The 22,355-nt window shown below is 72.1% G+C and carries 24 protein-coding genes and 1 pseudogene; 7 read left to right on the forward strand and 18 right to left on the reverse strand.

All coding sequences use genetic code 11. From position 1 onward, the window contains the following. Positions 1–46 precede the first annotated feature (46 nt). From J5X86_RS00995 to J5X86_RS01030, 8 genes and pseudogenes are all read right to left on the reverse strand, one after another. Positions 47–871 (reverse strand): ABC transporter permease, encoded by an 825-nt coding sequence (locus tag J5X86_RS00995; protein WP_308124445.1) that lies wholly within the window; start codon positions 869–871, stop codon positions 47–49. Between the two features lie 65 nt (positions 872–936). Further along, complete coding sequence (gene modA / locus J5X86_RS01000) at positions 937–1,773, reverse strand: molybdate ABC transporter substrate-binding protein (RefSeq protein ID WP_208514944.1); 837 nt, start codon at positions 1,771–1,773, stop codon at positions 937–939. A gap of 83 nt (positions 1,774–1,856) precedes the next feature. Then, on the reverse strand, positions 1,857–2,246 hold the full coding sequence (locus J5X86_RS01005) for a molybdopterin-binding protein (protein ID WP_208514945.1): 390 nt from the start codon (positions 2,244–2,246) through the stop codon (positions 1,857–1,859). Between the two features lie 111 nt (positions 2,247–2,357). Next, on the reverse strand, positions 2,358–3,857 hold the full coding sequence (locus tag J5X86_RS01010; RefSeq protein ID WP_243979180.1) for an FAD-dependent oxidoreductase: 1,500 nt from the start codon (positions 3,855–3,857) through the stop codon (positions 2,358–2,360). A gap of 202 nt (positions 3,858–4,059) precedes the next feature. Beyond that, positions 4,060–4,347 (reverse strand): annotated as a pseudogene (locus J5X86_RS50325) ((2Fe-2S)-binding protein); the annotation flags it as partial. Further along, positions 4,344–5,564 carry an FAD-binding oxidoreductase gene (locus J5X86_RS01020; RefSeq protein WP_308124415.1) on the reverse strand — a complete coding sequence of 407 codons (1,221 nt, stop codon included), beginning with the start codon at positions 5,562–5,564 and terminating at the stop codon, positions 4,344–4,346. The pseudogene J5X86_RS50325 and the gene J5X86_RS01020, both read right to left, overlap by 4 nt. Positions 5,565–5,664: 100 nt before the next feature. Next, a complete protein-coding gene (locus J5X86_RS01025) occupies positions 5,665–6,666 on the reverse strand; it encodes a proline racemase family protein (RefSeq protein WP_208514948.1) in 1,002 nt (333 codons plus the stop codon). A 25-nt stretch (positions 6,667–6,691) separates the two neighbouring features. Next, complete coding sequence (locus J5X86_RS01030; RefSeq protein WP_014053685.1) at positions 6,692–7,612, reverse strand: dihydrodipicolinate synthase family protein; 921 nt, start codon at positions 7,610–7,612, stop codon at positions 6,692–6,694. 476 nt (positions 7,613–8,088) lie between these two features. On the opposite strand from J5X86_RS01030, the gene J5X86_RS01035 reads away from it, so the two are divergent. Beyond that, positions 8,089–9,864: a cellulose binding domain-containing protein gene (locus tag J5X86_RS01035; protein ID WP_208514949.1), complete on the forward strand. Its 1,776-nt coding sequence runs from the start codon at positions 8,089–8,091 to the stop codon at positions 9,862–9,864. Positions 9,865–9,945: 81 nt separating this feature from the next. Beyond that, positions 9,946–10,290, forward strand: a complete 345-nt coding sequence (locus J5X86_RS01040; RefSeq protein WP_208514950.1) for a hypothetical protein — start codon at positions 9,946–9,948, stop codon at positions 10,288–10,290. Positions 10,291–10,356: 66 nt separating this feature from the next. Here the strand turns inward: J5X86_RS01040 and J5X86_RS01045 are convergent, their stop codons facing one another. The 3 genes from J5X86_RS01045 to J5X86_RS01055 form a co-directional block, all read right to left on the reverse strand. Continuing rightward, positions 10,357–10,623 carry a hypothetical protein gene (locus tag J5X86_RS01045; RefSeq protein ID WP_208514951.1) on the reverse strand — a complete coding sequence of 89 codons (267 nt, stop codon included), beginning with the start codon at positions 10,621–10,623 and terminating at the stop codon, positions 10,357–10,359. Further along, positions 10,620–11,045 (reverse strand): hypothetical protein, encoded by a 426-nt coding sequence (locus J5X86_RS01050; RefSeq protein ID WP_208514952.1) that lies wholly within the window; start codon positions 11,043–11,045, stop codon positions 10,620–10,622. The genes J5X86_RS01045 and J5X86_RS01050 overlap by 4 nt, the downstream gene beginning before the upstream one ends. Before the next feature lie 161 nt (positions 11,046–11,206). Next, complete coding sequence (locus J5X86_RS01055; protein ID WP_208514953.1) at positions 11,207–11,926, reverse strand: response regulator transcription factor; 720 nt, start codon at positions 11,924–11,926, stop codon at positions 11,207–11,209. Positions 11,927–12,250: 324 nt separating this feature from the next. Between J5X86_RS01055 and J5X86_RS01060 the strand changes: the two genes are divergently transcribed. From J5X86_RS01060 to J5X86_RS01080, 5 genes are all read left to right on the forward strand, one after another. Next, positions 12,251–13,615: an aldehyde dehydrogenase family protein gene (locus J5X86_RS01060; RefSeq protein WP_208515623.1), complete on the forward strand. Its 1,365-nt coding sequence runs from the start codon at positions 12,251–12,253 to the stop codon at positions 13,613–13,615. Positions 13,616–13,727: 112 nt separating this feature from the next. Then, complete coding sequence (locus J5X86_RS01065; protein ID WP_208514954.1) at positions 13,728–14,828, forward strand: AMP-binding protein; 1,101 nt, start codon at positions 13,728–13,730, stop codon at positions 14,826–14,828. A 186-nt stretch (positions 14,829–15,014) separates the two neighbouring features. Further along, positions 15,015–15,485: a hypothetical protein gene (locus tag J5X86_RS01070; RefSeq protein ID WP_208514955.1), complete on the forward strand. Its 471-nt coding sequence runs from the start codon at positions 15,015–15,017 to the stop codon at positions 15,483–15,485. A 96-nt stretch (positions 15,486–15,581) separates the two neighbouring features. Then, on the forward strand, positions 15,582–16,250 hold the full coding sequence (locus tag J5X86_RS01075; protein ID WP_208514956.1) for a DUF3105 domain-containing protein: 669 nt from the start codon (positions 15,582–15,584) through the stop codon (positions 16,248–16,250). Further along, positions 16,247–16,957 carry a DUF305 domain-containing protein gene (locus J5X86_RS01080; protein WP_208514957.1) on the forward strand — a complete coding sequence of 237 codons (711 nt, stop codon included), beginning with the start codon at positions 16,247–16,249 and terminating at the stop codon, positions 16,955–16,957. Before J5X86_RS01075 ends, J5X86_RS01080 begins: the two co-directional genes overlap by 4 nt. Positions 16,958–16,993: 36 nt before the next feature. Here the strand turns inward: J5X86_RS01080 and J5X86_RS01085 are convergent, their stop codons facing one another. The 7 genes from J5X86_RS01085 to J5X86_RS01115 form a co-directional block, all read right to left on the reverse strand. After that, complete coding sequence (locus tag J5X86_RS01085; RefSeq protein WP_208514958.1) at positions 16,994–17,653, reverse strand: TetR-like C-terminal domain-containing protein; 660 nt, start codon at positions 17,651–17,653, stop codon at positions 16,994–16,996. Positions 17,654–18,040: 387 nt separating this feature from the next. Further along, positions 18,041–18,367, reverse strand: a complete 327-nt coding sequence (locus tag J5X86_RS01090; protein WP_208514959.1) for a hypothetical protein — start codon at positions 18,365–18,367, stop codon at positions 18,041–18,043. Positions 18,368–18,654: 287 nt separating this feature from the next. Then, positions 18,655–19,452, reverse strand: coding sequence for a helix-turn-helix domain-containing protein (locus J5X86_RS01095; protein ID WP_208514960.1), 798 nt, complete (start codon positions 19,450–19,452; stop codon positions 18,655–18,657). A gap of 138 nt (positions 19,453–19,590) precedes the next feature. Next, positions 19,591–20,937 (reverse strand): cytochrome P450, encoded by a 1,347-nt coding sequence (locus J5X86_RS01100; RefSeq protein ID WP_208514961.1) that lies wholly within the window; start codon positions 20,935–20,937, stop codon positions 19,591–19,593. Further along, positions 20,934–21,578 (reverse strand): ATP/GTP-binding protein, encoded by a 645-nt coding sequence (locus J5X86_RS01105; RefSeq protein ID WP_374229206.1) that lies wholly within the window; start codon positions 21,576–21,578, stop codon positions 20,934–20,936. Before J5X86_RS01105 ends, J5X86_RS01100 begins: the two co-directional genes overlap by 4 nt. Then, complete coding sequence (locus J5X86_RS01110) at positions 21,559–21,918, reverse strand: DUF742 domain-containing protein (protein ID WP_069860309.1); 360 nt, start codon at positions 21,916–21,918, stop codon at positions 21,559–21,561. The genes J5X86_RS01105 and J5X86_RS01110 overlap by 20 nt, the downstream gene beginning before the upstream one ends. Continuing rightward, complete coding sequence (locus J5X86_RS01115) at positions 21,915–22,343, reverse strand: roadblock/LC7 domain-containing protein (protein ID WP_208514963.1); 429 nt, start codon at positions 22,341–22,343, stop codon at positions 21,915–21,917. Before J5X86_RS01115 ends, J5X86_RS01110 begins: the two co-directional genes overlap by 4 nt. Positions 22,344–22,355 lie beyond the last annotated feature (12 nt).

Here is a 22,355-nt window from a genome sequence, read left to right on the forward strand (position 1 = left end):
CGGCGGTCGCGCGGCCCGGCGTTCTCGGCGAGAGACGTGTTCGTGGTCATGAGGCGGCCATCCAGCGGTCGCGCAGCCCGGCCAGGACCGCGATGGAGACGGCAAGCAGGACGAGGCTGAGCGCGATGGCGGCGGCCGGGTCGCTCTGCAGCGCGAGATACACCGACAGCGGCATCGTCTGCGTACGGCCGGGGAAGTTGCCCGCGAACGTGATAGTGGCGCCGAACTCGCCCAGCGCCCGCGCCCACGCCAGCACCGCGCCCGCGGCCACGCCGGGCGCGACCATCGGCAGGGTGACGCGCCGGAAGGCGGTGAAACGCGAGGCGCCGAGGGTGGTGGCGGCCTCTTCGTAGCGCGGATCGGCGGCCCGCAGCGTGCCCTCGACGCTGATCACGAGGAACGGCATCGCCACGAACGCCTCCGCGATCACCACCCCCACCGTGGTGAACGGCAGCGTGATGCCGAACGCCGAGTCCAGCCAGCGGCCGACGATCCCGTTGCGGCCCAGCGCGAGCAGCAGCGCCACACCGCCCACCACCGGCGGCAGCACCAGCGGCAGGGTCACCAGGGCGCGCACCAGCCGGCGGCCGGGGAAGCGGGCGCGGGCCAGCAGCCAGGCCAGTGGCACGCCCAGCACCAGCGCCACGGCGGTGGCGGCGGTCGCGGTGATCAGCGAAAGCCGTAGCGCCTGCCACACCGCGACACTCGTGAGCTGGTCGGGCAGGCTCCGCCAGGGCGCGCGGACCAGCAGCGCCACCAGCGGAAGCACCAGGAAGACCAGTCCGCCGAGGGCGGGCAGCAGCAGCGGCAGCGGGACCCCCGTCCGGAAGCGGGGGGTGCCGGACCGTCGGCGCGAGCCGCCGTCCAGCACTTCCGCCGGGCCGGTCGCGGCGTCCGGCACTGCCCCCGCCTTCGGCGTCCCCGCCTTCGGCTCCGTCACGGCTTGAGGAAACCGGCCTCGCCGAGCACCTTCTGGCCCTGCGCGGACTTCACCAGGTCGATGAAGGCGGTGGCCGCCTCGGCGTTGGGGGCGTTCTTCAGCAGGGCGATCGGATAGTCGTTGATGGCCTGCTTGGACTCGGGGAACTCCACGCCCGCGACCTTGCCGCCCGCCGCCTTCACATCGGTCTTGTAGACGACGGAGGCGTCCACCTCCTTGAGCTGCACCTTGGTCAGGGCGCCCTTGACGTCCTGCTCGTACGAGACCGGGGTGAGCTTCAGCTTGGACGCGTCCAGCGCCTTCTGGGCCGCCGAGCCGCAGGGCACCTCCTTGGCGCACAGCGCGACCTTCAGCCCGGAGCGGGTGAGGTCCTTCAGCGTCGCGATCTTCTTCGGGTTGCCCGGGAGGGTCGCGATCTCGAGCTGATTGCGGACGAAGGTGACCGGGGTGCCCTTGGCGTCCTTGGCGTCGGTGACGGTCTTCATGGTCTTCGGGCTCGCGGCGGCGAAGACATCGGCGGGCGCACCGGAGGTGATGCTGGCCGCGAGGGCGTCGCTGCCGCCGAAGTTGAAGGAGACCTTGGTACCGGGGTGTGCCTTCTCGAAGGTCTTGCCCAGCGCGGTGAAGCTCTCCTTCAGCGAGGCCGCCGCGAACACGGTCACCGTGCCGGACGGCTTCTTCGAGGAGGAGCCGGAGTCGGACTTCTTGGAGGAGTCGTCGGAGTCGCCGGAGGAGCAGGCGGTGAGCGCCATGGCGGCGAGCGCGAAACCGCCCACCGCACGGTAGGTCCAACGGACTCGGGGTCCGGATCCGGATACGGAACGGGTCGTCATGGAGTCTGTCTCTCCCTCTCTGCCTCTGCTGCCGCTGCCGCCTGTGCCGCCTCTGCCGCCTCTGCCACTCTCGGCGCGCGTGCTCACGGGGTTTCCACGACCACGTTGGTCGACTTGATCACGGCGACGGCCGGAACGCCGGGCTCCAGCTTCAGCTCCTCCGCCGACTCCCGGCTGATCATGGACACCACGCGGAACGGCCCGGCCTGGATCTCCACCTGCGCGGACACATCGCCCAGGATCACCTCGGTGACGATCCCCGCGAAGCGATTACGGGCCGAAGAGCCGGGGTTGTCGCGCTCCGCGCTACTGGCGACCTCGCGGGCGAACGCGGCGAGCGCCGGGCCCGGGATGATCCGGCGCCCCTGCTCGTCCCGTTCGGCGGCCAGCCGTCCGCTGTCGACCCAGCGCCGCAGGGTGTCGGCGCTGACCCCCATCAGGGCCGCGGCCTCACCGATCCGGTACGTATGCATCCGCCGATGGTAGCGCCGCATCTGCGAGCCGGTACACGGCGGGCAGGTGGTATTCGTCCAACGATTCGAGTACGAAGGCTGGCATCTGCGCGAGGGGAAACGAACGTGAGCTCAGGGCTCGCCGTCGGCGTCGGCTCCGGGCTCCTCGTCGGCGTCGGTTCCGGGCTCCTTGTCCGCGTCGGCTCCCGGCCCCTCGTCCCCGTCCGCCATCCCCGCCAGCTCCCCCAGCGTCACCGGGGCCGCGAACGGCCGTGCCGAGAGCGGCCGTAGATCCTCCGCCGTGGCCGGGCGGCCGGTCAGCGACGCGGTGACGGCGGCGACGGCGAACCCGCAGATCCGGCCCTGGCACCAGCCCATCCCCGGGCGGGCCAGGAGCTTCATGGTGCGGGGGTCCTCGGCGCCGAGTTCGCTGCGGGCGCGGCACAGCTCCCCGTAGGTGACCTCCTCGCAGCGGCAGACCACCGTGCGTTCGGTCAATCGGTCAGTCCACCCGGCGGGCACGGGGTAGGTGCGGTGCAGGGCCGCGGCGAAGGCCCGGCCGTGGCGGATCGTGGTGCGCAGCCGTCGCGCGGCGCGCGGATCGACCGGCAGCCCGTGGGCCGCCGCCAGGGTCAGGGCGGCCATGCGTCCCTCGGCGACGGCCGGCGCGGCGCCGCCCACGCCCGTGGTCTCCCCCGCGGCCAGGACGCCCGGGACGGTCGTGCGCTGGCGGGCGTCGACCACGGCGACGAGGGAGCCGTCGAGGTCTCGCCGGGTGGCGGCGCCGACCATCAGGGGCAGTTCGAGGGCGGGGGTGAACCCCCAGCCCAGTGCCACCAGATCGGCCTCGAGCACCTCGCCGCCGTCGAGCCGCACCCCGCGCACCCGGTCCTCGCCCAGGATCTCGGTCACCGCGGCCCGTGTCCGGTACGGGATGTGGTGGCGGGCCATCAGCGCCGCGTACCGCAGCGCCTCGGCGGACTTGGCGGGCGCCCGCGCCGCCCCGCCCAGGTGGCGCAGCCAGCCGTGCGCCGGGTTGGCCTCGCATACGGCCAGGACGCGCACACCCGCCTGAGCCAGGCCCGTCGCCACCGGCAGCAGGAACGGGCCCGTGCCCGCGACCACCGCCCGGCGGCCCGCCGCCGTCCGATGCCCCTTCAGCAGCGCCTGGACACCTCCGGCCGCCATCACCCCGGGCAAGTCCCAGCCGGGAAGCGGCAGTTGGCGGTCGTGGGCGCCGCAGCAGAGCACCAAGGCGCGGGCCCGCACTCGGTCCCGCTCGACGGGGGCCGTGTCGTACGGACCGTTCAGGCGCAGGGTGAACGGCCCGGTGTCCGGGCGGGGGCGGTCGATCAGCCAGACCTGATGGCCGGGGAGGTAGTGGAGGCGGCCGAGGCGACGCTGGTGGTGCAGCCGGGCGCGAAGGCGGGCGAAGAGCCGCCCGTCGCGGTGGCCGGGGTGCGGGGAGTGTTCATCGTCGTGGCGCCAGTACTGGCCGCCGGGCAGGCGCCCCGCGTCGATGAGAGCCACGTCCAGGCCCGCCTCGGCGGCGCCGACGGCGGCGGAGAGCCCGGCGGGTCCCGCGCCCACGACGGCCACGTCATACGTCGGCGGATCAGTCGACATCGCCATCACCGCCGCCTTCGCCGTCTACACCGCTATCGACACCGCCACGGCTGCCGTCACGGCCACGGTCACCGTCACTGCCACGGGCACCGCCACCACCACTGCCACCGGCACGGTCACCGCCGCCACCGCCACCGCCACTGCCACCGGCACCGCCACCGCCACCGCCACCGGCACCGGCACCGGCAGCGTCACCGTCGCCGACGCCACCGCCCTCCGCCGACAGCCGCATCCCGTCCCGTGCCGGGACCAGACAGGCCCGCTGGCCGGGTCGCCCGTCCACGGTGATCAGGCAGTCGAAGCACACCCCGATCCCGCAGAACAGCCCGCGCGGCCTGCCCTCCCGCCGCGTCGTCCGCCAGGCCACGATCCCGGCGGCCACCAGCGCCGCGCCCACGCTCTGCCCGGGCAGCGCCGTGACCGTCGCGCCGTCGAAGGTCAGCCGGTACGGCGGCGATCCCGTGCCGACGACGGGCTCACTTCCCGCGTGGCTCATCCGCGCCCTCCTTCGGATGCGAAGCGTTCGGGGGCGAACGGCGTCAGGTCCAGCTCCGTCGCCTCCCCGCTCAGGGCCTGCGCGATCAACTTCCCCGTCCCCGCCGCGAGGCCGATGCCCGCGCCCTCGTGGCCGCAGGCGTGCCACAGCCCGGGGGCGCGCGGGTCGGGGCCGATGACCGGCAGATGGTCGGGGCAGTACGGCCGGAAGCCCGCGTACACGCGCATCGCCCGCACCGACGCCAGCACCGGGAACAGCCCGATGGCGCCCCGGGCCAGCGCCCGTAGGGCGGCGGGGGAGGGCCGCCGGTCGAAGCCGACCCGCTCCCGGGTGGAGCCGATCAGCACCGTGCCGCCGCCCGTGCCCTCCACGACCGGCGACGCCTGAAGCTCCGCGTCCGAACTGGCCACGGCGTCCACGTAGTCGGCCGCGTAGACCTTGTGCCGTACGGTCGCGGGCGGCAGGGGTTCGGTGACGAGGACGAAGCCCCGGCGCGGCAGCACCGGCAGCTCGACGCCCGCGAGCCCCGCCACCGCACCGGCCCAGGTGCCCGCCGCGTTCAGGACGGCGGGGGCGCTGACCGTGCCGTGGGGGGTCCGTACGCCGGTGACCGGTGAGCCCGCGGGCCCGCCGCCGGGCCGCAGGAACCCCACCACCTCCGTCCGCGTCCGCACCACCGCTCCGCGCCGCCGCGCGAGCCGCAGCAGATGCGCCGCCGCCAGCATGGGCTGCACCTGGGCGTCCTGCGGATACAGCGCGCCCCCGGCGGCCTCGCGGGTCAGCCGCGGTTCGAGGGCGTGGAGCTCCGCCCCGGACACCTCCCGTACGTCGACACCGAGGGCCCGCTGTTGCTCGGCCAGCGTCCGCAGCGCGCCCAGGGCGGTGGGTGAGGAGGCCACCACCAGCCCGCCCTTGGACTCGAACTCCCACAGCCCGCCGTACGCGCCCAGGTCCTCGCCCCACACCCGCCGCGAGTATTGGGCGAGTTCCAGCTCCGGGCCCGGCTCCTTGTCCGAGACCAGGACGTTTCCCTCGCCCGCACCCGAGGTGCCGCCCGCGACGGCGCCCCGGTCGACCACCACGACCCGCAGCCCCGCCAGGGCGGCGAACCAGGCCGCGGCCGCACCGACCACTCCGGCGCCGATGACGACCAGGTCGGCGGTGCTCGGCAGCTCCTCGGCGGTCCCGGGAGTCGTGATGCGCCGGTCCGGGGTCACGACCGGGCACGCAGGCTTTCGCGCTTGCCGAGCGGCCCCGGGCCGCAGGGGCGCCCACGGGAATCGGATGTCTTTCCCACCATCGCCACGCTCGCTCCCCCTACATCAAGAACCCGGCCGGAAACGGATCGTCGGGATCGAGATGGAACTGCGCGGTGCCGGTGACCCACGCCCGTCCGGTGATCGCGGGCACGACGGCGGGCAGCCCCGCCACCGTGGTCTCCTCCAGCAGCCGCCCGATGAACCGCGTCCCGATGAACGACTCGTTCACGAACTCCTCGTCGAGGCCCAGCTCACCGCGTGCGTAAAGCTGCGCCATCCGTGCGGAGGTGCCGGTCCCGCAGGGGGAGCGGTCGAACCAGCCCGGGTGGATGGCCATGGCATGGCGGGAGTGGCGCGCCGTCGACCCGGGGGCCTTCAGATAGACATGGTGGCAGCCGGTGATGTCCGGCCGCTCGGGGTGGTGCGGCGGCTCCTGCGCGTTCACCGCCTCCATGATCTTCAGCCCGGCGGTCAGCAGCTCCTGCCCCGCCGCCCGGTCAAACGGCAGCCCGAGGGCGTCTAGATCCACGATGGCGTAGAAGTTGCCGCCGAACGCGATGTCGTAGCGCACCTCGCCGAGGCCGGGGACCCGCACCGTACGGTCCGTGGCCAGGCAGAACGAGGGCACGTTCCGGATCGTCACCGAGGTCGCGGCCCCGTCGCGTACGGCGACGTCCGCGACCACCAGGCCCGCCGGGGTGTCCAGGCGGATGGTGGTGACCGGCTCGCGCACCTCGACCATCCCGGTCTCGACCAGCACCGTGGCCACCCCGATGGTGCCGTGCCCGCACATCGGCAGCACCCCGGACACCTCGATGAAGAGCACTCCGTGATCCGCGTCCGGCCGGGTCGGCGGCTGCAGGATGGCCCCGCTCATCGCGGAGTGGCCGCGCGGTTCGTACATCAGCAGGGTGCGCAGATCGTCCTGGTGCTCGATGAACCACCGGCGGCGCTCGGCCATGGTGGCGCCCGGGAGCGTCCCCACCCCGCCGGTGACCACCCGGGTGGGCATGCCCTCGGTGTGGGACTCCACGGTGTGCAGGACCCGCCGCGACCTCACCGGCGCCCCTTCGCCGACGGCCGCTTCACCGGTACCCCAACCCGAGCACCGTCTCGGTCTCCCGCACGACGCGCGCCGCCACCTCGCCGGTCAGCCGCGAGCGCGGCGGCCGGCAGGATCCGCCGCGCAGCCCGGCGAGGTCCATGGACGCCTTGATGGCCTGGACGAACTCGGTCCTGGAGTCCCAGCGCAGCAGCGGATGCAGCGCGCGGTACAGCGGCAGCGCCTTCTCCAGGTCCGTGCCGACGCCCGAGGTGGCGAGCCGGTAGAGCTCCACGGTGGCCTCGGGAATCGCGTTCGGATACCCGGCGATCCACCCCACGGCCCCGGCGAGCCCCAGCTCCAGCAGGACGTCGTCGGCGCCGATCAGCAGATCCAGCCCGGGGGAGCGCTCGGCGATCTCGTACGCCCGCCGCACATCCCCGCTGAACTCCTTGACCGCGACGATCAGCCCCTCCCCGTGCAGCTCGGCAAGCAGCTCCGGGGTGAGGTCGACCTTGGTGTCATGGGGGTTGTTGTACGCCACCACCGGCAGCCCGGCCCGCGCCACCTCGCGGTAGTGGCCGACCACGGCCTCCCGGTCGGCGCGGTAGCTGTTCGGCGGCAGCGCCAGCACCGCCCGCGCCCCGGCCTCCCGCGCCTGCTCCGCCCACCGCCGGCTCTCCAGCGCCCCGTACGCCGCCACCCCCGGCATCACCCCGAACCCCTCGGGCGCCGCCTCCACGGCCACCCGCACCACCCGCGCCCGCTCCTCGTCCGTCAGGGTCTGGTACTCCCCCAACGACCCGTTGGGGCAGACCCCGTCACATCCGTGCTCGGCGAGAAACCGCACATGGGCGGCGTATCCCTCGTAGTCGACCGACAGTTCGTCATCGTCATGGAACGGAAGCGCCGTGGCGACATGAACGCCACGCCAGGGCGCGGAAACACCGGGAATCTCGGGCATGCGGAACCTTCTCGGCGAGGGGACCAGGCCACTTGTCCATTCAACGGTAACAGTGCAATGTCACACCGCACAGACCTCGGCACGCGGCTGGTTATGGCGATGGGACACCGGACCGGAGGTCGTGGCGCGCCTCACCGGAAGTCACCGGAAACGCGCAGGAGTTCACACGGCGAACGGTGCGGTCTGGACCTTTTGCGGCATGCAACTTCTTGTCGCATCGGACAGTGAACGTGACTACTATTCACCTCAATTCGGCACGACCTCACGGCTTGTCAGGCGGCTCGAAATCCCTAAACGGGGACTGCTCTACGTCTCTTGTCAGCCAGGTCACCGGCGTGAAAGGCTCGGCCCGCCCCGTAAGGGGAATCCCCAACTCCGAGGCAGAGCTGTGCTGTTGGCTGACTACCCCGCGGCCCGTTTATGAGAGGGTTGCCCCCGGCGGGGGCGCCGCTGTTCGTGAGTGAGGAATTGCCTCCATGCCCGACCACTCATCGCCCAGGGAATCTCCCGGGGACGGCTCCCCGGCGCTCCACGGTCTCGCCGAAGCGCCCGCCGAGGAAGTCGATGGCGCGGCCTCCGCGACGGCGCTGCTGGGCGCCTATTGGGAGGCGGTCGCCGATTACGCGGAACTGTGCACGACCACTCCAGAAGACGGGATGCGGCTCGCCACCGAGGCGTTCCGGCGGGGTATTCGGGAGACCCGCCACCGCCGCACCCGGGGCTTCGGCAAACGCCTCCCGTGGCTTCCGCTCTTTCTGACGTCGGTACGGAAGACCGCCGCCGACTGGCACGCCCACCGCCACGGCGACCGGCTCAACCCGGAGCTGCGGACGTGGCTGACCTCCGACCTCGCCGCCCGCTTCGCCGCCCCGCCCCGCGACCAGCCGCTCGCCCTGCGCGCTCTGCGGGATCTGCCGGAGGCGGACGGGGAGCTGCTGTGGCTGGTCGAGGTGGAGGCGCGGTCCACGGAGGCGGTGGCCCGGCAACTGGGCTACGACCCGGAGTACGCCACCGAGGAGATCGCCCGGGTCCGCGCGGCCTTCCGTGAACGGTGTCAGCGCGCCCATGTGGACACCCTCACCGACGAGGAGTGCCGCAGCTACGCCAAGCTGCTGGACGCCGCCACCCGGGCGCCCGACTCGCCCTCACCCGCCGACCTGTGGCAGCACCTCGCCCGTTGCCGGACCTGCCGTGACGCCGCCACCTGCATGTATGTGGACGGCGAGGGGCTGCCCGGCGCACTGACGGGCGGGGTCATCGGCTGGGGCGCACACCCCTACCTCGCGCGGCGCCGCGCACTCGCCGAGCGGGCCCCGGGCACCGCGCCGAGCGCCCGCGCCGCGGCGCCCACCGCACACGCGGTCCGCGCGCCGCTGTGGGAGCGGCTGCGCGACCGGGTCCTGGACGTGATCGGGGCGCGGCGCAGCAGACGGGCCGGTGACGCGGGCGGCAGAGCCGGGGCGGGAGGCAGAGCCGGTGCGGGCGGGGCGGATGGTGGTGCGGGGGCTTCCCGCCCCGGGGGGCACCGGGTCAGCCGGAGCCGCGCCTCCCGCCGCCGGTTACGCAGGGCCCGTACGACGGTCATCCTGGCGGTGATCGCCATCGTCGCCCTCGCCACACTGGTCGCGCTGACCAGAACCGCCGCGGACTCCGACGACCGCAGCAACGGGTACCTGGGCCCGGAGGAGACCCCCAGCCTGGCGCCCGCCACCTCCTCGCCGAACAACCCCGGCGCCCCCACCTCCCCGAGCCCCTCGAAGGGCGGGAGCGACGGCAAGGACCCGGGCAAGGGCTCCGGTCACGACCCCGGCAAGGGCTCGACGAGGAAGCCCAATCACTCCCCCTCCGCGTCCCCCTCGCCCTCCAAGGGCGACTCAGGCTCCGGCTCCGCCTCCGGCCACGGCGGAAGGCCGCCTTCCGACCGGAGGCACGGCGCATACGCCGACTGCACGGCCCGCTTCCAACTGGTCACCGAATGGCCCGACGGCTTCAAGGCCGCCGTCACCCTCACCTCCCGCAAGCCCCTCGACGACTGGCGGGTCACCTGGACCTTCCGCGACTCGCAGCGGGTGACCCAGATGTGGGACGGGGAGTTCACTCAAGCCGGCTCGAAGGTGACCGCCACCGCCGCCGACTACAACAAGCGGGTCAAGGCGGGCGGCTCCCTCTCCGTGGGCTTCCTCGGCACCTGGAACGACGGCAACCGGCCACCCGGATCCTTCACCCTGAACGGCCGCCCCTGCTCGGACTGACGACACGCTCCGCCCGGCCCGAACGGCGTTCCCACCCGGATGGCGGAACAAGTCCTCCGTCCAGGGGGAAAACATCTCGGAGTGAGCAGTGTCCTGAGCGGCATCGTGACCCTGCCCCCCGACGCCCCCGCCGGGCGGGCGGCGCGGGTGGTGGTGGAGGTGCGCAATGTGTCCCGCTCCGATACCCCCGAGTCGATCGTGGCGGCGCAGGTCCTCACCGATGTGCCGCTGAGCCCGGGAGGCCACGTCCCGTTCAGTGTCACCGTCCCGGTTGAGCTGGTCCCGGGCGACAACTACGGGCTGCGGGTCCATGTGGACGTCAGCGGCTCCGGTGTCATGGAGAGCGGCGATCTGGTCAGCGCCGAGGCCAACCCCGTACCGGCCGGATCCACCGCCGGTCTGATCGCCCCGGTCACCCTCGTCTGAGGGGGCCCCCGGCGCGATGCCGCGCCGGGGACCTCCCGGCATCTTGCGATCACTTGTCGTTCGGGGTCAGTTGTCGCTCGCGGCGTCGGAGTCCGCCTTGTCAGCCGCCGACTCGGCGTCGTCCACCAGCTTGTTCAGCTCGTCCAGCTCAGAGGTGGACGGAGCCGGTGCGGTGGCCGACGGGGCGGACGACGACCCCGATGAGCCGTCCGAGCCGTCCGCGTCGTCCGAACCGCCCTTGCCGCCACCGCAGCCGGTGGCCAGCGCGGCGCAGAGCACCGCCGTGGCCGCCACGGCCCAGGGGCCGCGCCGCACGGGCCGGCCGCGCCTCATGTGCCGGAACCCTCACCGCGCGAGGCGCACCACGTCTGGACCTTCGACAGGTCCTTCTGGCGCTGCTCGAGCGTGGTCACGAGGGACCTGCGGAAGGTGAGCTTGTGGTTGAGGAAGGTCTCGACCTCGGTGTGGTCCGCCTTCTTCGCCCGCTCGACCCGCTTCGCCAGCCGGGCCACGGACCCCTTGACGGACGCCTGGCCCTTCAGCCGCTTCAGGGCCCGGTCCAGCCGCTTGTCGATCTTCTTGGAGCGCTTGCACAGCCCCTGGGAGCCGTCCCCCGCCCCCTTGTGCGGCTTCGCGCTCGGGGCGGCGGCCGGTGTCGAGGCCGGGGCGCTGCCGTCCGCCGCCGCGACGCCCACCGGACCGAGCAGGGCAGCGGTGGCCGCGCAGGCCACGATGACGCTCTTTCCACGGTGCATGGTGCTTGTTCCTTCCCTTGGAGCCGGACGGCCCGGGAGGGGCCGGACCGTCCCGGACTAGGGAAAAAGCTAGGAGCCTTCTTTGTGGAAATTCTGTGGGCCGGAACGGCCGGAACGCCCTGCATACACGGAAGCACCGGGCGGAGCTGAACATCCCCCGTTCACGGGCCGGTTGTGCGGCCCTCCGGCTGCCCGGACGGTCGCAGGACAAAGCCCACGCCGCGCACCGTGTGCAGCATCCGGGGCCGGCCGCCCGCCTCCAGCTTGCGGCGCAGATAGCTGACGAAGGTGTCCACGGCGTCCGTCCGCACCTCGAAGTCATAGCCCCAGACGCGGTCCAGGAGCTGATCGCGGGTGAGCACGATCCCGGCGTTGCGGGCGAACATGTCCAGCAGCTCGAACTCGCGCCGGGTGAGCCGCAGCGGCGTCCCGTCCAGCCACGCCTCCCGGGCCTCCGGCGCCATCTCCAGCGCACCGGCCCGCACCCGGTCGGTGGCGGCGGGCGGACGGCGGCGCAGCAGGGCGTGCAGCCGCAGCACCAACTCCTGGAGCGCGAACGGCTTGACGAGATAGTCGTCGCCCCCGGCCTGCAGCCCGGCCACCCGGTCGGACACCTCGTCGAGCGCCGACAGCATCAGGACGGGGACGTCATTGCCGTCCCCGCGCAGGGCGCGGCACACCTCGATACCGCTGAGGTCGGGCATGGAGATGTCCAGGACCACCACATCGGGGGCGCCGTCGCGCACCGCGGCGAGCGCGGCGTGGCCGCCGTCCGCGAGGGTCACGGAGAACCCGTTGAGCCGCAGCCCGCGCTCCAGGGACCGCCGTATGGCCGCGTCGTCGTCGGTCACCAGGACGCGACCGCCGCCTGTCTCTCCCATGTCCCTACCACCTCCGGCCGGGCATGGTACGTGGCCCGCGGTGCGCCCGGCCCGGTCCAGGGGGCCGGTATGGCCTTTGGGCCAATTGACTCTGTCCCGTCCGCGCCGTGGGATAAGCGTGGTTCACCCCTTTCCCGCCGCGCCCGCCAAGGGGCCGGTGTGTCCTCCGCCCGCGAAGGAGCCAGCGTGTCCCAGCCCGCCACCACCCCGGACGCCCTGGACGCCCCGGACGCGCCGCATACCGTGGACACGCCGCATGCCGTGGACACGCCGGACGCGCCGCACGCCCCAGGCTCCCCGGACGCGCCACCCGCCCTCCAGGCCCTGGACGCCCTGGACGCCCTCGGCCCCAAGGGGCCGTACCGCTCCCGTCACCGCCTCACCATCAGCGATGTCACCGGCACCCCCATGGCCGAACTCTCCCTGGTGCCCCGGCTGTTCGTCACCCGCGCGCTGGCCGCGCTGCACGCCGCCGCCACCCCGCCGCTGGAGGAGCGACTGGCCGCGCTGAAGCGGGCGGGGGAGCTGTTCGCCACCGGCACCGTCGCCGGGATGACGGCGGCGGCGTACGAGAGCGCGGTGTGCCGGATGTCGGGCACCCCGCTCGCCAATGTGCGGATCGCCGTGGAGGCGATACGGCTCAGCGCCACCGAGGCGTACCGCAGCGTCCAGGCGGCCCGCCCGATGGGGGCGGTGGGCGACTGGCGCGATCCGTACGCCCGCAGCGGCACCGCGGTGTGGATCCGGCGCGGCGATGTCTTCGCCGTGCACGCCGCCGGAAACCACCCCGCCGTGCACGCCCTGTGGCTGGAGGCGCTCGCGCTGGGCTACCGGGTCGCCGTACGCCCCTCCCGCCGTGAGCCGCTCACCCCGTACCGGCTCGTCAGCGCCCTGCGCGAGGCGGGTTTCGGGACTGATCAGGTGGTGCTGCTGCCCACCGACCACGACGCGGCCGGGGAGATCCTGCACGGCGCGGATCTGTCCATGGTCTACGGCGGCCAGGAGGTCATCGACCGCTACGCCGCCGATCCGGCCGTGCTGCCCAACGGCCCCGGCCGCTCCAAGATCCTGCTCACCGCCGACCGGGAGTGGCGCGACCACCTCGATGTGGTCGTCGACTCGATCGCCCGCCATGGCGGCACCGCGTGCGTCAACGCCACCGCCGTGCTCGTCGAGGGCGATCCGGCGCCGGTCGCCGAGGCGCTGGCGGAACGGCTCGCCGCGCTCCCCAGCCTGCCGCCGCAGGACGAGAAGGCGGTGCTGCCGGTCCATCCGCTCGACACCGCGCGCGGCTTCGAGCGCCTTCTGCTCGGCAAGGCCGCGGGCGCCCGGGCGTGGCTGGGCGGCGACGGGGTGGTGGACGACCTCGGCGACGGCAGCGCCGCCCTGCGTCCCGCCGTCTTCCAGCTCGACGATCCGCTGGACCCGCGGCTGGGCATGGAGCTGTCGTTCCCCTGCGTCTGGGTGGCCCCCTGGACGCGTGCGGCGGGGGTCGCCGCGCTCCGGGACAGCCTGGTCGTCACGGCCATCACCGGGGACGAGGCGCTGCTGGACGCGCTGCTCGCCGAGCCGTCCGTCAAGAACCTCTACATCGGGGACCACCCCACGCACTGGATCGCCCCGGGCATCCCGCACGACGCGTATCTCGGCGAGTTCCTGATGCGTACGAAGGCCGTCATCCGCGGCTGACGGCGCCGATCCGGCGTCGCCTGTCCTGACGGGCGCCGATCCCGCGCCGCCTGTCCTGACGGGCGCCGCCCCGGCGTCGCCTGTCCCCCACGAGGAGCATGAGGAGCAACCCGTGCCGACAGCTTCCCTTTCCGTGCTCGACGTCCCCTTCGACGAGCGCCCCGACCCCGACGAGTACATCCGCGCCGCCATGGAGTGGCACTTCGGCCCGGACACCGGCTCCCCGTTCTGGCTGCGGAAGGCGCGCACGCTGGACTTCGATCCGCGCCGGGACGTCAAGGGCGTCGCCGATCTCGCCCTCTTCCCCAATGTCACCGGGGAGTTGCGCGACGTGCCGGTGCGCGATCTGATCCCCCAGGGCTACGGCGCCGACGCCCGGATCGTCGGTGTCTTCGAAAGCGGCGGCACCACCGGCGCGCCCAAGCGGATCGTGTGTCTGCGCGACTGGCTGGACCGGCTCACCCACGGGCTGAGCGCCGACCTCGACGGGCTCGGCATCCCGCGCGGGGTGGACTGGCTCGCCATCGCGCCCAGCGGCCCCCATATGGTCGGCGAGATGGTCGCGGGCACGGCCGCCCGGCACGGTGGGCTGATGTTCCGCGTCGACATGGATCCGCGGTGGGTGAAGAAGCTGATCTCCGCCGGGAAGGCCGAGGAGACCGACGCCTATGTGAGCCACCTGGTGGAGCAGGCGGCGCACGTCCTGCGCACCCAGGACATCGGGGTGCTGATGACCACCCCGCCGCTGCTGGAGCGGCTGGCCCGGCATGACGACCTGATCGAGCTGATCGGGGAGAAGGTCAAGGGCATCATGTGGGGCGGCGCCCATATGGACGCCGACACCCGCGATCTGCTGCGCAGCGAGGTGTTCCCCGGCTGTGCGCTCTACGGCACCTACGGCAACACCATGATCCTCGGCGGCGCCACGGAGCGGCTGGGGCTCGGCCCGGACGAGCCGTGTGTCTTCGATCCGCGCACGCCGTTCGTCACCTTCTCGGTGGTGGACCCGGCGAGCGGGGAGCCGGTGCCGTACGGCGAACGCGGCCAGGTGGTGATGAACCACGTCAGCAAGTCCGCTCTGCTGCCGAACAACCTCGAGCGCGATCTGGCGATCCGCGTCCCGCCGCCCGAGGGCGCGGCCGGGGACTCGGTGGCCGATGTGGGGCCGGTCGCGATGTTCGACGACGAGGCCGTGATCGAGGGCGTCTACTGAGGGGCGGCATACGGCGGGCGGGGGGGGCGGCGCGGCTGACGCCGGGACACCTGAGTCACGGCTGACGCCGGGACACCTGAGGCCACCGGACGTCGCGCCTGATGCCGCGCCCCCACCAGGCATTTGCCCACGTTCCGCCGTGGGCCCATTCAGTCGCGGCAGTCACAGTGGTTACGATCTGGCGCGATGGGCAGAGGGCAGGGCGGAGAGGGCCACATACGGAGGGACGCGGTGCGCGGCACCGTGCCGTCCGTCCTCTGCCGTGCCATTCTGCTGCTCGCCGCGGCGATATGGGTGGCGCCCTCGTGCGTCCATCCCGCCGCCGACCACAACGGCCTGTCGACGGGGTGCCCGCGCCGCCCGGCGGACACCATCGCGTCGGCCGAGCCGCACGAGAAGCCGGTCACCTATCCGTCTCCGGGGCACGGCCCGTCCGACGGCTCCGGCACCGGCTCCGGCACCGGCTCCGGAAGCGACGACTGTGTCACGGGCCCCCGGGGCGTGGTCCAGGCCCTGGTGCCCACGCCCGTACCCCCGCTCTTCCTCGCCGAGGTTCCGCCGCCCGACGGCCACCGGAATCCGGACTCCGTCCGGGCGCCGCCCGACCACCCCGTCCGCGCCCTCGGCCTCCATCAGCTCCAAGTGCTTCGGACCTAGGCCGGCGCCGGTAACCGCGATGCACCGCTCCACCCATCCAGCGTGCGAACTGCGCGAACTGCGCGAACTTTGAGCACTCCGAGGACAAGGACAGCCATGGGCTCCAAGGGATCGAAGACGAAGGGCACCGCGGCCGACCGCCGCGCGAAGATAGAGGAACTGCGCCGTGCGGAGAAGGCGCGCGAGCGCAGGTTCCGGGCCATCACCATCACCTCCGTCACGGTGATCGTCGCCGGACTCGCCGTCGGGGGCTACTTCCTCGTCGACGCGAGCAACAAGAAGGACGAGAAGGCGGCCAAGGTCACCTCCGCGGTCGTGAAGACCGGCGAGTTCAAGGGCATGAAGACCTGGAAGAACCTGGGCCGGACGCATGTCCAGGGCACGGTGAAGTACGCGATGTCGCCGCCGGTCGGCGGAAACCACAATCAGGTCTGGCAGAACTGCAACGGCGACGTCTACACCAAGCCGCTGGCGAAGGAGAACGCCGTGCACGCGCTGGAGCACGGCGCGGTGTGGGTGACGTACACCGACAAGGCTCCGAAGGAGGACATCGCCGCCCTCTCGGCGCGGGTGAAGAAGACCCCGTACTCGATGATCAGCCCCTACCAGGAGCAGGACGCGCCGATCGTCCTCAACGCCTGGGGCAACCAGCTCGACATCCAGAAGGCGTCGGACCCGCGGGTGGCCGCCTTCTTCAAGAAGTTCGTCCAGGGCAAGCAGACGCCCGAGCCCGGCGCCTACTGCACCAACGGAAAGACCTCGTGAGCGACGGAACCGCCGTCGGCCGCGCCGCACGCCAGCCGCTGGTGGCGGGGATCGCCGCCGCCCTCGCGCTGGTGACGCTGGTGGCGGTGGCCGTGCTGTGGCTGACGAGCGACCGCTCGGAGGGCACGACCGACACGGGTACGCCGAAGGACACCTCCGCCGAGGCCGGTTTCGCCCGCGACATGTCCGTCCACCACCAGCAGGCGGTGGAGATGTCGTTCATCGTGCGCGACCGCACCAGCGACGACGAGGTGCGGCGGCTGGCGTTCGACATCGCCAGCACGCAGGCCACCCAGAGCGGGATGCTGCAGGGCTGGCTGGACATGTGGGGGCTGGGCAAGACGTCCGAGGACCCGCCCATGACGTGGATGAAGAACGGCATGGACGGTATGGAGGGCATGGACCACGGCTCGATGAAGGGCATGGACGGCGGCGCGTACAAGCCGCACGACGGCTCGCTCATGCCGGGCATGGCCACCAACACCCAGCTCGACGAGTTGCGCAAGGCCAAGGGCAAGGCGGCCGAGGTGCTCTACCTGAAGCTGATGACCGCCCATCACAAGGGCGGCGTCGAGATGGCGAAGGGCGCGGTCGAGCTGGTCAAGGACCCGACCGAGAAGCATCTGGCCACGACCATGGTCCAGGGCCAGCAGTCGGAGATCCAGCTGATGGCCGACATGCTCAAGGCACGCGGCGCGTCCTCCTGACGCCCCGCCGATGGCGCCCCCGCCCCGGGGGCGCCATCACCCCCTGCGATCCCCCTCGCGATCCCCCTCGCGATCGCCCTCGCGATCGCCCTCGCGTACGAACACCCCCGAGCGGGCGGCCTGATACGTCGTCTCGACGCTGGTGCGCACCAGCCGCTCGTCGATGAACCCGCGCAGAATGAGCACCCGGTAGTAGAGGGGCGCCGCCAGTGCGGCGATGACCTCCCGCGCCTCGGTGCCCTCGGGGATCTCCCCCCGCTCGACCGCCTGCCGCGCGATCAGGGTCACCTCCTCGGTGCGCCGCACGAACGCGGCTCGGACGATCTCCTCGACCCGGGGATCGTGCGCGGCGGCCGCGAGCAGCCCCTGGATGACGTTGCGGTTGCGCAGCGCGTTGTTGAAGTCCGCTATGGCCTGCGTGAGTTGCGTCAGGTCCCGCCGGAAGTCACCGGTGTCCGGGGTCGGCAGCGTCGAGCTGTGCTCGGCCAGCAGATCGACGACGACCCCCTCCACCGTGCGCCAGCGCCGCCGGATGGTCGACACATGCACCCCCGACCGCCGGGCGAGCCGGTCAAGGGTGAGCGCGGCGAACGAGTCGCGGTCGAGCTCCTCGTACGCGGCCGCCAACACGGCGGCACGAGTCCGGGCCGTACGCCCCCCGGGGCGAGCCGACCCATGCGGTGGTCGCTCTGTCATGACGCGCCGACTCTACGGCCCCTCCACCCTCGTGAGCACCAGATCTTCACGACATCCGGGCGCCCTACGCCCGGTAACCCATTGCACGGCGTACACGCCCCTCGCTATTGTGACACCCGTTACCTAATGCGCGCGACAGCGCATTAGGCCAGCAGGGCGCAGAGTTGCCGGACCTTCCTCACGAGGGGAAGGAAGGTCCAGCACGCCCCCTTCTTCTCCCGCCCTGCGATGCTCCCGGCCCGGTACCAACAAGGCCCACGCAGCGGCGGTCGGCCACGTCAACGTCAGTACATCCCCACTTGGGCCAGAGGGCCCGCATCGGTGGCCAGAAGAAAGGCCAGCGGCCCCGCCCTTTTGGCGCGAAGGGCAGGGCCACCGAAATTGGTCCTAGTTCAAACGCTCGCCGAGCCTGGCCGACTGCCGCTCGGAGCCCTTGGTGTGCCACCACTCGAAGAGGCGGATGCGGAGCGACATGGCCACCGCCTGTACGAGTTCCCCCGGCGAACTGCCGTCGAAGATCCGGTGCTCGGAACTGTCACACTCCAGACGGACTCTCCAATGCCCGTCCGGAGCGATCAGTTCGACCACCACCGTGAACCTTCGCCCCTGGTCGATGACCTCAAGCCCGAGGACTTCAAGACAGACCGAGCCGTCCTCGAGTCGCCCCGTCAAATACCGGGCGAGGAGGCCACGGACACCTTCGACAGATGGCACGGATTCCTTCTCCTAGGACGACGAGATCAAGACCGCGCAGGAGCTACTGCGCCGACTGACCACCAACGTCGAGCAGCACACTTCCGGAAGCTGACCAGAAAAGCCCTGCCCCCTGGCAGTGACAACGCACCACCAGGGGGCTCAAGCTCGCGCTGTCAGCGGCATCCACACCCCGTGGACGTCGTTCACGGTGTTGAAGCCGGGCTGTTCGTACAGCGCGTGCCCATCGACGGTGAGATCAGCCGTAGGAGGCCGACCACTTGCCGCGCGTGAAGTGACACACGCCGTCAGGTACCGCGCCGCACGGTCGCGGTCGCCGCGCGCAGCAGCAGCATCCCCCACAGGGACAGATCGATGGGCCGGGACCGGAATCCGGGCTCGATCCGCTCGGCGGCGGTCAGGGCGACGCGCTCGGCGTCCTCCAACCGTCCCTGCTTGGTGAGGATCCACGACAACGTGGAGATGCCCATGGTCTCGAGGTGCGGATCGTCCGACCGCCGGGCGGCCTCCATTGAGCGCTCCAGCGCTGTGAAACCGGCGTCTTCCCTGCCGAGCGCGGCCAGCGTGGTGGCCGCCACCTGGTACGCCTCGGCGAGCACCGCATGGGCCGCGGCGGCGTCGGCGCCGCTGTGAGCGTGAGCCGCCGTCCTGGGGTCCCGGATGAGCTGGGGCAGCAGGACGCCGATGTCGGCCATCCGCCCCTCGCGCCGGACCCGTTCGGTGGACCGTAACGCGGCGCGCAGCGCGCCGACGGTCGGCGGGGCCTCGGGGTCGGCGTCCTCACCGAGGAGTTCGGTCAGCGGGGAGACGGCCTGCCGTAGCGCGAGAACGGACGGCGAGTCGCCCTCCTGACGGGCTTCGAAGGTGGTCGGCTGCCCGATCAGTACGGACGGTTCCACATCGAGAGCGCGGGCGAGGGCGTTGATCGTCGAGAGCCGCGCCGTCTGCCGCCGGCCCTGTTCCAGCTTGCGCACCACGTCCACGGACAACTCCGCCCGTTCGGCGAGCCGCTCCTGGGTGAGCTTGCGCCGGACCCGGAACCGAGCGATCCGATCCCCGAGCCCCTGCTCGTCGTCACAGCCCATGACCCTGGCCCCCCACTCACCGTCAGGTATCAGGTGGATGTGGCTTCCACGCTACGCCCTCGCACGCGCCAGATGGGAAAACCGGTACCCCTTTCGTCCCCCGGCGGTGGCAACGCATCACCGGGGGACAGCGAAGGGTCAGTGGAGGTGGGCCGGGGTGAACCGGACCGGGAGGGCGGCCACGCCGCGCATCATCAGGGTGACCCGCCATTCGAGGTCGTCCGGGGCGACGGACAGGGCGACGTCCGGGAGGCGGTCGAGGAGGACCTCGACCGCGGCGCCGGCGATGACCTGGGCGATCTCACGGGCGGCCGGGGGGCAGCCGTGCTTGCCGTGGCTGAAGGCCATATGGGCCTGGTTGCCGCCCGCGCCGGAGTGGAAGTCCGGGCGTACGTCGGGGTCGGCGTTGGCCGCGGCGAGGCCCAGCATCAGGCAGTCGCCCTTCCTGATGCGGCGTCCGCCGAGCATGGTGTCCTCGGCGGCCCAGCGGCCGATCCAGAACGGGACCGGGGTGTCCTCCCACAGCACCTCGTTGAGCGCCTGGCCGACGCTGCGCCGGCCGCCGGAGAGGGTGATGGCGAACCGTTCGTCCGTCAGCATCAGCCGGAGGGCGTTGCCGATCAGGTCGCTGGTGGGCTGCTGGACGGCGTAGACGCTGCCGAGCAGGTCGTTGACGATCTCGTCGTCGGTGAGCCCGGCCGGGTGGGCCACCAGATGGGCGGCGACGTTGACCTGGTCGGGGTTCTCCCGGACGCGCTTGATCAGCGCCTCCGTCCTGGTCTGCATATTCCGCAGCGCGAGGGGGGCGTCGGGTCCGGTGAGGTGGAGCGAATCGTCCTGGATGGCGGCGGATTCGGCGTCGTCCAGTCCGTACAGCCGGGTCACCACGCGCAGCGGGATCTGGCTGGCGTACTCGGCCACCAGATCGGCCCGGCCGCTGCCCGCGAAGGTGTCGATCAGCCGGTCGGCGACGCGCTCGCACTGCGCGCGCAGTTCGAACTGGTCCACCGACGCCAGACCGTCCCAGATCGCCTCGGCCCGCCGCTGGTGCTCGGCGCCCTCGCTGAAGAGCATGGTCGGGCGGTAGCCGACGAAGGTCATCAACTCCCAGTCGGGCGGCACCAGATGCCAGGCGTGCCAGCGGCGGGGGTCGCGGGCGAACAGCCGGGGATCGGTGGTGACCCGGACCACCTCGCGGTAGCCGAGCACCGCCCAGACGGGGATCTTGCCGTCCAGCAGGACGGGCACGACGGGGCCGTGGTCCCGGCGCAGCTCCCGGTAGAGGTCCAGCGGCTCGTCCCGGAACCGCTGGTAGTCCAGCGGCAGCGACCCGGTGGGCACCACCCCATCGGGCGGCGCGGGGGCGGACCGGAAGACGGGCTCGGGCGGGTCCTCGGACGAGCCCTCCGACAGGTCCTCGGGCAGGTCCTCGGGCAGATCCTCCGACAGGTCCTCGAACGAGGGCTTGGGGTCAGGGGTGGTCACGCGGTGCTCTCCCCGGCGGCGCCGTTGGTGGAAAGGGAGTAGAGGTAGTGGGCGAGCGCGACCAGTACGGCCTTGCTGGAGTCGCGCTTACGGGCGTCGCAGTCGATCATCGGCACCTCGGGCGGAAGGTCGAGCGCCTCCCGCACCTCCTCCAGCGAGTGCTGCGGCTCGGTGAAGTTGTTGCGGGCCACGATGAACGGCGTGCCGTGGTGTTCCAGCCGGTCCAGCGCGTACCAGGAGTCGGAGAGCCGATTGGTGTCCACCAGGACGACCGCGCCCAGGGTCCCGGAGAAGAGCCGGTCCCACAGGAACCAGAACCGCTCCTGGCCCGGGGCGCCGAACAGATAGAGCACCATCTGCTCGTCCAGGCTGATCCGGCCGAAGTCGAAGGCCACCGTGGTGGTGGTCTTGTGCCGCACGAACGAGGCGTCGTCGATGCCGACGCCCGCCTGCGTCATCGTCTCCTCGGTGCTGAGCGGGCGGATCTCGCTGACCGACCGCACCATCGTCGTCTTGCCGACGCCGAACCCGCCCACGATCACGATCTTGAGACCGTTGCTCGCGCTCTCCCGCAGCGGAGCGTGTCCGGTGCTGCCGGGGAGTGCCATGCTGACGGTGTCGTCAGAGATTCTGGAGTGCAACGAGCACCTTCTTCAGGGTTTCGGGCCCGGGCAGCCGGCCGCCGGGGCGGGCCACCTGCGGATGGCGCGCGGTGATCCGGCCGGTGTCCAGCAGATCGCACAGCAGGATCTTGACCACGCTGACGGGCAGTTCCAGATACGAGGAGATCTCCACGACCGACAGGGGGCGGCGGCACATCCGCAGGATCCGGACGTGCTCGGACTGCATCCCGGGGGTGGGGTCGCTTTCGCTGACGATCAGCGTGACCATGTCGAACCGGCTCTCGTCCGCCCGGCTGCGGCCGCCGGTGACGGTGTACAGCCGGTCCGGCCCCTCCTTGTCCAGCGGCCCTCGGATCATGCCTTCGCCCCGCCGCCGCTGTCGCCCGCGGCCACCCTCGGGGCAGCCCGCAGATGGTCACCGATCTGCTCGACCAGCTCGTTCATGTTGTGGCCGATGATGCCGACATCGGCGTCGTCATTGGCCACCACGGCGAGATGGGCGCCTTCGCCGGCCTCGACGATGAACAGAATTCCCCCGTGGAACTCCGTCATCGACTGCCGTACGCCGCCGCTGCCGTCGCCGAACTCGATGGACGCGCCATGGGCGAGGCTCTGGATGCCCGACGCGATGGCCGCCAGCTGATCGGCCTGGTCCACGGACAACCCGGAGGAGAGGCACAGTTTGAGCCCGTCCCGCGACAGCACCAGCGCGTGGCGTGACCCCGGGGTCTTCTCCAGCAGGTTCTCCAACAGCCAGTCCAAGCTGCGGTCGGTGGTGTTCATCGGCGTTCCTTC

This window comes from Streptomyces sp. NEAU-YJ-81 (assembly GCF_017592595.1).
Classification (GTDB): Bacteria; Actinomycetota; Actinomycetes; order Streptomycetales; family Streptomycetaceae; genus Streptomyces; species Streptomyces hygroscopicus_B.